The sequence below is a fragment of the Ohessyouella blattaphilus genome (genome assembly GCF_024721265.1).
GTDB classification, from domain to species: Bacteria; Bacillota; Clostridia; order Lachnospirales; family Lachnospiraceae; genus Aequitasia; species Aequitasia blattaphilus_A.
On the sequence record NZ_JAMXOC010000041.1, the window covers coordinates 1 to 9,863 of the forward strand.

Here is a 9,863-nt window from a genome sequence, read left to right on the forward strand (position 1 = left end):
ATGATCAGCTGATCTCTATAATCCATGGCTAAATCAGTACCTAAATGCCTTTCAAATGATACTAAAAGTATACCATAAAACAGTGTTTTTTACTATGTTTCAAGGTGCAAAAAGTGTCTAAAAACGCCTAAAACACAGCGTTTCTAGCGTTTGATTTCGTCTCTTTTTCAAGCGAAAAAGATTGACAAAACGAAGCTTAGAGAATCCGCTTTTTAACACTTTCAATAGCTTTTGGTTGTTCAATTGCAAGTCCCTCCAAAAGCCAGCGAAGTTGTTGTCTAGTCAATGTACGAACTTCTTCTTTATTACGTGGCCATTGATATTTTCCAGACTCTAATCTTTTGTACAGGAGCACAAATCCATCGGACTCGTAAAGCAATGCTTTGATACGGTCACTCCGACGACCACAAAATAAGTACAAGGATTTATTATACGGATCCATCTCATAAGTATGAGCAACAATAGACATGAGGCCGTCAATGCTTTTTCTCATATCCGTATAGCCAGTAATTATAAAAATACGTCCGGCCTTAGAGATATCGCCTAACATATCGCTTTCAGTGCCTGCAATGTATTAGTCAATAAGCGTGAATCTGCATTATTATTAATCTCCATCCGGATTCCATTAATATATAAACTGATTGCAGGGCTTTCTATAGAGTGTAGAGCATTATGCTCTACAACAGGCATTTCATCATTTAAAGCTATCTGTACGACTTCGTGTTTTTCTGCTACTGGTGTTGCCGAAACTGGCGAGGTATAACCTGACGCACGAAGCTTCTTGGCATGTTTGTAAAATGTGCTAACGACAATATCGTTTTCTTTACACCAGCGGTAATCACTAAGTCCACTTTTTTTACAAGATAGGATGATTTCCATCCATTCTTCGTCGGATAGTCTTTTTCTTGGCATAACATTCCTCCATTTCGGTTGGAGTGAAATAGTCTATCTGTGTTGTGAATGAAAGCGCGGTATAGAAAACCGTAGAGTGAAATGATCCATTATCACACAGTTCCCAGAATGGGAAGAGAAGGGAATCTCCAACGGTGATAATTGTTACACAAAACCGGCGAGGATAATAGCCGACAGATTATAAGTCACTTACTTTCAATGCGGTACCATCTGATTTTTTCACCAATCATCATAAGACCACTCCCTTATTAATATGGTAAAGTAAAGTTCTTTATCTGTGAAGTTACAGGGTTTGACACATAATTTGACTTTGTTTGAATTTAACACTTTCATACACTTTTCACTTCCTTTCATTAACTCTTTGTAACAAAAACATCAAAAAAAGTTCCATCCCAAAATCAAAACGGGCGGAACTTTTTCAGTCACATATATCCAATCTTCAAGAAATCGTCCTTCAGATTCTAAGATTACATTAACGACTTCAGTTGTATTTTACTTCGTTCTATTTTTCGACGCAGCAGATTTATTCAAAAAAGTGCCGTATCAAGCTTTTGCAGGAACTTTTATGTGACTATGTTAAAAATATCAACATTTTTTATTTCTTCATATGATTTCTACCTAATTTTTTTGTATTTCACATACCTTTACATCTTAACTAAAATTCGTCACATAAACACGCCAATGAATACTTTTACTAACTGTTCTCATTACAGTTTATTTGCACACTTTCACTATTTTTTACAACTTTTTCCTCATACTCATAATACACTCTCCGCAAATAAAAATAGCCATTGCAAAAGGTGTTTTATCTATGCTTTGCTTATTTTCTTGAAAACCGGAATAAATACGCACACTAAGTATAATAAAATATACACTCCGAATACCCCAAGCGTTATTATCGATAAGTACCTACTAGCTGGATATATCGAAAGATTTACATCAAAAACATTAACTGTTTTACCGATAATACTGCTTATGGCATATTGCTGAATAGCCATTGAGCAAATAAAACCAATTAGTCCCGCTAGCAATGCCTCAACAAAATATTCGATGAAATACATCCATATTATCCGTCTTGGCAACATTCCAATAGATTTCAAAATGCGAACCCTTTTAGTTTCTCTGTTCATCTTATTTATTGCGTTCACATACCCCACCCATATAAAAATCACAAGCGAAATTGCCCCTATTATCACGGCTCTAACTATTAATGTCTTCGATTGTCCCAAAACAATCTCACTTGCTTGCCTTGTATTGTGAAGTTGGTAATCATTTGAATCATCTTGGTAATAGCTTCCTAATAGGTTTTCTACCTGCCAATCTGTTTCAACATGGTTAGCATCTTTGTGTGAATATAGTGTAATATCATTGTAAAATTCCGAAACATCTTTGTCCAATATTCTATTAATAAAATTCTCACTAACAATTATATTCCCGCACCCTAACTGGTCTGCAATCACACTATCCGTAAAACCATTTGGAATTGAGGTTATTATTCCTCCAACCGCAACATCAATATTATTGTCACATGCCTCTACACTTATGACGCTACCGTTTTGTATACTTTCTTGTCCGTTGATATATCTGTACACTTCTTCTTTTTGTGTGTCATCCTCAGTTGCAAAAAAGATTGCCTTGTCTCTATCCGCATAATCACTATTTCCTACATAGTAGGGAATCATAACCATAATGCATTGCTCGCCTGATACAAATTGTTGCTCATCAAACTTGTTAAATTCATTAGACGGTACTAACTTTTTGATTTCATCCATCATTCTCGCTGATTCGTCTTCATCAATAGCTTTTATTGTTGTCAAATTGTAGAAATCCGCCTTATCTTTACTCAAATCTTCTGGGGTTGTATAAAACCCGTATTTTCGCAAGTTGTTTACATAAATACTATTTTCCCAGCCTACTCCTGCTATCTTGATGGTTGGATCAACCTCAGTCAGTCTTTGCTTTTTTTCAAATCCAGTAATCCCTTCAATGTTCGATAACTCTTCGAGTTGTGAATTTTCAAGTCCCTTTTCTATATCTAAAATATCTATCGTATATTCATACTTCATGTTTTTCTTATCGTTAGAATAGTTGATATATCCATTAATTATATCTACTGAAACCATTGTCAATAATACGATAGATATCGCGGATACAATGATTCTTAATATGGATTCCTTTTGATAATAATATCTATTCTTCCAATAAAGTTGTAATAATGAAATCCTCTTTTTGATTTTTACCTTTGGCATTTTGTTCTTCATCGTGTATATAGTGTCAGATGAAAATGAACTTCCCACGCTACCATTTACGCACATCAAATAAATCCCTAGGTTGCCTAAATAAAATACCGCCGAAATAATCAAAATGGAAATAATGCAAGCGTAAATGTTTGCCGATATGACTAACCCGGCCTTATCAAACACACTATTTAGAACTATGCATAAACCTGATATAACTGCAATGCTAGGCACTAAAAATAGTACTGATTTCCCCCAGGTATAGCTTGCCTCCAACATAATCGTGTCAAAAATAACCGCATCATCGGCTCCAATACTTTGAAGCACTTTGATTTTATATTTTCTACTATTAAAACTTTGAGCTAATAATTGAATAACAATTAACGATGATATGACTCCAATTATCCCAATAACTGTCCCTGTCTCTAAAAACTTATCATAGATACTTTTGTCTACAGAATATGCTTGACTATTAAAAGTATATTTCGCTCCGCCCTCCTTTAGGAGTGCTTCAATACCTGATGCCACCTCGACATCTGTATCTTTTACATAGAAAAAACTGAACTTAGTATATGCATTATCCGATAACGGATTTTCCTCCGGATTAAGAAATAACATCGGCGCAGAAAAATCTTCTATTTTCCATTCATCACTAAATGAATTACATATTCCCGAAATTACAAATTCAAAAGTATTTACATTGCCGGAAGTGTCATAAATCTGCAAACCGATACTATCATTTACACCTGCTGCAGAACTTAATGTATTTAACAATGACTGATTTATCATAATTTCATTACTTTCACTCGGGAGTTTTCCTTGTAGTTCTATACGTGATAAATCTCTTGCTGGTTCATTCATCGTACCAATGTTGCTGTAGTATTTTTCAGTGTTAATATAACAATCTGAATATATGTCAATATCGCCAAGTTTTTCCACATTGCTATTACTTTTCAATCCCGCTTCTATCTTTTCACTACTGTTTGATATGCAACCGGTCCATTCTCCATACCTTGAAAAGTATTGATCCTGTCTTGTTTTAACATAGCTCTCCTGCACAATCAAAAACGCTATGCTAAATATATACATAGTTATCAATCCAATGACCAGCGCTTTATAACTAGCACTTCTTTTCATGTTCTTGACTATTAGTTTTTTATACATAGTTTTTCTCTCTTTTTTACATCCGTAATCATACCATCTTTAAGTTTTATTAAAACATCTGCCCTTTTTGCTATATCCATATCATGGGTTACCAAAATAATTGTTTTATTAAGCTGCTTTTTCATGCGAATCAACAACTTTATAACTTCATTGCCATTTTCCTCATCCAAGTTTCCTGTCGGCTCATCGGCAAAAACTATATCTGGTTGATTAATCAACGCCCTAGCTATTGCGACCCTTTGCTGTTCACCCCCGGATAATTGCCCGGGATATTTTTTTATGAAATTATTAATATCCAACGACTTCGTTATCATTCTGAGATAATCATAATCTACATCTCTTTTGTCTATACTACTAGGCAATATAATATTTTCATATGCGCTTAATTCCGGTAATAAGTTATACGACTGAAAAATAAATCCAAATTCTTTGCGCTTAATTTCTGAAAGCTGCTTATTATTTAACTCCCCTAAATCCTTTTCTCTAAAAAACACCTGCCCTTCACTTGGCTTATCCATCCCGCTCAAAACATGCAATAATGTCGACTTTCCTGATCCACTCTTTCCAATAATTACATAAAAGGTATCTGACTCAAACTGAAAATCTATACCTCTGAGCGCATTAATTTTCTTCTCTCCAGCTAAATATGTTTTTTTTATATCTTCCGCTTTTAATATAATATCTTTGGTCATTTTATTACCTCACATTATTTGGGGGTTGCTACTAACACGATTCCCATATGTTAATGTTAAATAGCAAAAAAGAGAACTCTCTTTTTGTTAAAAACATCTGAAAATAGCATTTATCATTTAAATATCATTTTCATGATATTATACCCCATTCACACAGCTTATAAATCGACATATGTGTTTTTCATTGAAATATTATCCAAGAACACTTTTTTATCAATTTCGGTCAACTCTCCGTCCTTCAGCATATATACAAAATCACATGCTTTGGATACCTTTATATCATGAGTTGCTATTATCACATAACATCCCTTTGTTGACAATTCTCTAAAGATTTTCAAAACATTTTCTGTGTTTCTCTTATCCAATGCCGCTGTCGGTTCATCAGCTAGGACTACTGTTGGCTCCGTCACTATTGCTCTTGCAATCACAACTCGCTGCCTTTCTCCTCCCGATATTTCATCTGGATATTTTAGTGACAAATCGTAAATCCCCAAGCTTTTCATTGCTTTCTCTACCTTATCATTTATACTTTTCTTTTTATATTTTCTATATTTTAATGGCAAAGCTATATTTTCAAAGACTGTATACTCTTTTATTAGTGCATAATTTTGGCGGACAACACCAACCTTTTCTCTTCGAAACTTTTCCATGTATTTTTGATTAGACAACTTTAATCGATTATTTTCAAAACTGCTTTGTCCTGACGTGGGGCACTGAATCCCTGCTAAAACGTTAATAAATGTTGACTTTCCTGCTCCACTTTCTCCCTCTATGCACACTAACGTTCCTCTATCTGCAATAAAATTAGTATTTTTTAGAACGTAATGTTCTTTACTTGATTCACTATATTGTACGCTAATATTTTTCAAGGTATACATCTTCTTCCCTCCTCAAATACCTTCCTACATTAAATAAGTCTATTCTTTTTCTTATTAGAACGATATCAAAAATTGCCATTAAAAATATAAATGCAAAAAAGTAAATGTAAAATCTTATCGTCTGATAAAACCACATATCATCTAGTGCAAAAAAAATTATTATTGCAGTTATAAATATCAATATCACCTCGAAAACATAGCACAGTTTAACGTCACTACCGAGTCTACCGTTTAACATTTGTACAGCTGTTTTATAACCCTGCTTGTCTAAATTAATATATGAAGATAAATATAAGGAAATAATAATTGACACAAAAACTATAGCTGTCAACACCTTTATCAACTCAACTATTTCTTTCTTTTCTCCCTGAAAATAAATCATCCCGTTTGTTGTATTAAGTAAAACAACTGAAAAAACACCATTATTAATATATATATCGTTAATCTTTTTCAATTGTTCTCTGATATCATTCTCAGGTACTTCATCAGAAAAAATTAATGTTCCACAAAGATTAGTCACATATTCTAATGTGGCAAACATTTTATCTTCATCTTTAATTATATCTCCAACAATTTGATAGCACGGTATTATAATTGAGCGATCTAAATACTCATTTTTTTCGCCTACATGTTCAAACGTTGTATCATTTTTTATTGCAATCCCTTTGGATAAAAAACCAACGATTTCTGCACTTAATATTTTACCATTCAACGATATTGGAATTGTTTCTCCTAAGTTATAAATTGTTTGATACTCCGCACCCAATAACACACTTATTCTTTTATCACCAATTGTATAAACAAAATCATTATTATTAAATTGTCTGCCTTCATTTACTTGAATTTGATAATGATCTATAGCCTCTTTATCGACTTTGTACATTGAGAAATTGACATACTCGTCTTGGTTTTCCTCTCTATTAGCAACTACTTGCCCCCCTAGGTCCTCTTGAAACATACCCAATGCTTCAGGTGTGAATTTTTTTTCACAGTAAGATTTTGGAATACTAAGCGCGCCTCGAGCCATAGAAGTATACAAAAACGATTCTTCGTTTTTTAGATTGTATAATGTGTTTTCCATCTTTTCAAGAATACAAGGCTCATTCTCTATGTTAATTAACGAGCTCTTAAAGCTATGTTGATACAACTTATGATACACGTAGCCATTTTTTTCATTTTTGATATATGTATTATTATCATCATGCATTACATATAATATAATATTTCCAAGAACAATAAACAAAACAACCAGTTGAATTATATTTAAAATCCGGCTACTTTTATCATGATTTAGATTCTCGAAAATATCCGTAATTTTCTGTTTCATCTAACCTGACCGCCTTTGCTTTTTTATTCTTCCTAAAAAAGTTATCATAAAAACAACAATATTTAAAAACACGATTATAAACAAATTTATCAGTATCTCGCTTATCATAATTATATTTTTGCTTACAATTTGTAATATTAAAAGACTAACAAATGTCCCTATCAAGATTGCACTTATCGCCGGTTTAATATATCGACAGAAATATTCCATTGTAATTTGCTTTTCTCTGTATCCTATATCTTTATATACAAAATAGTCATACCTGTTCAAATATAACCAGTCAGACACACCTCTTTGTACATACATAATTAAAAATATTCCCCATATTATATATATATACACTATTTGATTGCTTCTACTAAAAAAAGCACTTGCTATTGAATGTTTGATTGCGTCCGGATATAACACACTGATTGGAAGTTCTGATGAGTCAAAGTAGTTAGCCACTTCTTTTATATCTTTTTTATCGCTTCCATCTATGGTATATGTTCCTGATGAATCAGTTATTTCAAGCAATGATTTTATTGGTACAAATATCTGCTTATCTAAATATGTTTTTTTAGAATTCAAATATCCTACTACCTCAAACTCCTTTTCGTATATCGTAATATAGCGCCTATCCCCCCTTATACTAATCTTATCTTTTAGTCCTCTACCGACTATTGCTTCATTGCTTTTATCAGAATCTATTTTAAAAAATGGGCTCTCTTCTTCAAGAATACCATTTGGCACTTGACTATAATATACTCCCTTAATATCATATTTTTCACTTGAACAGTGTTTCATAATATTTATATCTTTATATTTTTTATTAATTACCTTGTCAATGATATTCAATATTTTGTTACGCTCTGTGCTCCTACACGTTATTTCCACTGTATAAGGAGAATATAAATTATGTGGTTCAATGAAGATTAATATTTTGCTATTGACTACTGCATTTAAAACAAACATACCCATAGTGAACATCACAACATATACAGATAAAAGCGTCCTTGTTTTTTTACTCTTCTTCATCTGTCAACGCACCTTTCATGCATAATTAATGGATGCAAAAAGCTGTTAAACTTATCTCACAAATGCGGTCCCGCTTAATTGATTATACGCCCCTGCCATATATGGGGAATATGCAGTCACATAAATTATATTGCCACCCGCAGGATTTCCATATGTATATCCACTCGAGCTACCTCTTCGAATTCCTGAATATAAATATGTGTTATTAGGCGCCGACTGTGTTGCTTGTGCAACATTTCTATATGCAGATCCTGATGTTCCTTGAGTCTGTAAAGATTGATATACAGTAATTACCATAGATGCCTTAGCTGTAAATCCAGCTACAAATACCAGCATCAAACAACTAATAATTATCTTTTTAATATTTTGTTTAATAACCATATTATACCTCCTCAATTATTCTCTTTTCTTTAGCCCCTTGCATCCATACGGTTATTATATCAGTTCTTTCTATTTATATTTTTTCATGTAATAATTACTGTCTTTATTGTAATAAAATGATAAATATTATATAAATCTAAGTTAATTTAAACCGTTAATTTAAACCAATAATTCTATTGTTACAGCATCTGAGTCACCTATCCGAAGCGCCCCCCTGACTATTACTCTTTTGCAAAACCATACCCTTCTCGCAAGTATATATAAAACAAGAACCAAAGGTATGAGTTTTGTACTAGATTCATGTCTTTGGTTCTTGTTTTATATATACTTGATTTTATTTAAAAACCTCGCGTAAACACTACTATTCTAATGTTACACACTTTTAGGTTTGGAATTAATATTGATTCCCGAAGAATCAATATAATTCTTTATAATACCTGCTATTTCTGTAATCAACGCTAAAATCATTGTTCCTCTAAGAATCAATAAAAAAAAATTAGATTTTAATAAAAATGCTGCTATAGCTAAGAAACCTACCCGAAGTAATATTTGCCTTAAACGTATCTTTATTGCAGTCTTTTCACAGTCTGACAAAGGTCTGTTTATAGACTGCACTGGTGCAAAATAGTATACCGCCAATACACAACACATTGTAACTAGTGTATTAATTGGATTGTTTAGCAGGCATATCTTTGTACTAACTAATGTTAGAGCAATTGCAAAATTTGTAAAAATATAACACCTGAAAAATGTCGACATATGCAATCCGCCCATACAGCTTCGAACAGACACAAATATTACGATCAAAATAATATATTCTAATAGCATCTTTAGCCACAAAGCAATAATAATGTTAGTCATCATTGTTACCAGCGTTTCCATAATAACTTGGAAGCAGTAAGAATACACTTCAAACAACTCTTGGTTATTATTACCTTTTGTAATTCTAATTGCTAAACCACTAGCAATCCTTTTCATTTTTCATTTTTCCATATTTTTTTATTGATTTAGGCATTGGCGGCTGATGATAAATCAACGTACATGCGCTTTCAGCAGATGACTCTGCCACTTTTTCCACAACATAGTTAACTACATTCAATACTTTATTAATGCTTTTTTTCCCCATAATTAACTCTCCTTTACTTTAATTAATATATTTAGTAGTAATCTAAAATAAATATACCATAAAAATATTTAATCGTAAGTGACTTATAATCATACGCCCAGAAAACAGAAAAGCATTCCTCTCATAAAA

The 9,863-nt window shown here is 32.6% G+C and carries 10 protein-coding genes; all 10 read right to left on the reverse strand.

Going from position 1 to position 9,863, the window contains the following annotated elements:
- Nucleotides 1-196: 196 nt before the first annotated feature.
- The 10 genes from tnpB to NHH16_RS14805 all read right to left on the reverse strand — a co-directional run bounded on the left by tnpB (nt 197) and on the right by NHH16_RS14805 (nt 9,734).
- Nucleotides 197-550, reverse strand: coding sequence for an IS66 family insertion sequence element accessory protein TnpB (tnpB, locus tag NHH16_RS14760; protein WP_262070365.1), 354 nt, complete (start codon nt 548-550; stop codon nt 197-199).
- Nucleotides 544-912, reverse strand: coding sequence for an IS66 family insertion sequence element accessory protein TnpA (gene tnpA / locus NHH16_RS14765; RefSeq protein WP_262070366.1), 369 nt, complete (start codon nt 910-912; stop codon nt 544-546). Before tnpA ends, tnpB begins: the two co-directional genes overlap by 7 nt.
- Nucleotides 913-1,721: 809 nt before the next feature.
- Complete coding sequence (locus NHH16_RS14770; RefSeq protein WP_262070367.1) at nt 1,722-4,313, reverse strand: FtsX-like permease family protein; 2,592 nt, start codon at nt 4,311-4,313, stop codon at nt 1,722-1,724.
- Nucleotides 4,298-5,005 carry an ABC transporter ATP-binding protein gene (locus tag NHH16_RS14775; protein ID WP_262070368.1) on the reverse strand — a complete coding sequence of 236 codons (708 nt, stop codon included), beginning with the start codon at nt 5,003-5,005 and terminating at the stop codon, nt 4,298-4,300. Before NHH16_RS14775 ends, NHH16_RS14770 begins: the two co-directional genes overlap by 16 nt.
- A gap of 158 nt (nt 5,006-5,163) precedes the next feature.
- Nucleotides 5,164-5,883 (reverse strand): ABC transporter ATP-binding protein, encoded by a 720-nt coding sequence (locus NHH16_RS14780; protein WP_262070369.1) that lies wholly within the window; start codon nt 5,881-5,883, stop codon nt 5,164-5,166.
- Nucleotides 5,861-7,210 (reverse strand): hypothetical protein, encoded by a 1,350-nt coding sequence (locus NHH16_RS14785; RefSeq protein WP_262070370.1) that lies wholly within the window; start codon nt 7,208-7,210, stop codon nt 5,861-5,863. Before NHH16_RS14785 ends, NHH16_RS14780 begins: the two co-directional genes overlap by 23 nt.
- Complete coding sequence (locus NHH16_RS14790) at nt 7,211-8,227, reverse strand: hypothetical protein (RefSeq protein WP_262070371.1); 1,017 nt, start codon at nt 8,225-8,227, stop codon at nt 7,211-7,213.
- Nucleotides 8,228-8,278: 51 nt separating this feature from the next.
- Nucleotides 8,279-8,608: a hypothetical protein gene (locus NHH16_RS14795; protein WP_262070372.1), complete on the reverse strand. Its 330-nt coding sequence runs from the start codon at nt 8,606-8,608 to the stop codon at nt 8,279-8,281.
- 372 nt (nt 8,609-8,980) lie between these two features.
- Nucleotides 8,981-9,586, reverse strand: a complete 606-nt coding sequence (locus tag NHH16_RS14800) for an accessory gene regulator B family protein (protein WP_262070373.1) — start codon at nt 9,584-9,586, stop codon at nt 8,981-8,983.
- Complete coding sequence (locus tag NHH16_RS14805; protein WP_262070374.1) at nt 9,570-9,734, reverse strand: cyclic lactone autoinducer peptide; 165 nt, start codon at nt 9,732-9,734, stop codon at nt 9,570-9,572. Before NHH16_RS14805 ends, NHH16_RS14800 begins: the two co-directional genes overlap by 17 nt.
- Nucleotides 9,735-9,863 lie beyond the last annotated feature (129 nt).

Excerpts from the sequence above, each read along its gene's own strand:
- NHH16_RS14795 (WP_262070372.1), bottom strand. The coding sequence starts at position 8,608 with ATGGTTATTAAACAAAATATTAAAAAGATAATTATTAGTTGTTTGATG.
- tnpA (WP_262070366.1), bottom strand. The coding sequence starts at position 912 with ATGCCAAGAAAAAGACTATCCGACGAAGAATGGATGGAAATCATCCTA.
- NHH16_RS14775 (WP_262070368.1), bottom strand. The coding sequence starts at position 5,005 with ATGACCAAAGATATTATATTAAAAGCGGAAGATATAAAAAAAACATAT.
- NHH16_RS14770 (WP_262070367.1), bottom strand. The coding sequence starts at position 4,313 with ATGTATAAAAAACTAATAGTCAAGAACATGAAAAGAAGTGCTAGTTAT.
- NHH16_RS14800 (WP_262070373.1), bottom strand. The coding sequence starts at position 9,586 with ATGAAAAGGATTGCTAGTGGTTTAGCAATTAGAATTACAAAAGGTAAT.
- NHH16_RS14805 (WP_262070374.1), bottom strand. The coding sequence starts at position 9,734 with ATGGGGAAAAAAAGCATTAATAAAGTATTGAATGTAGTTAACTATGTT.
- NHH16_RS14780 (WP_262070369.1), bottom strand. The coding sequence starts at position 5,883 with ATGTATACCTTGAAAAATATTAGCGTACAATATAGTGAATCAAGTAAA.
- tnpB (WP_262070365.1), bottom strand. The coding sequence starts at position 550 with ATGTTAGGCGATATCTCTAAGGCCGGACGTATTTTTATAATTACTGGC.
- NHH16_RS14785 (WP_262070370.1), bottom strand. The coding sequence starts at position 7,210 with ATGAAACAGAAAATTACGGATATTTTCGAGAATCTAAATCATGATAAA.
- NHH16_RS14790 (WP_262070371.1), bottom strand. The coding sequence starts at position 8,227 with ATGAAGAAGAGTAAAAAAACAAGGACGCTTTTATCTGTATATGTTGTG.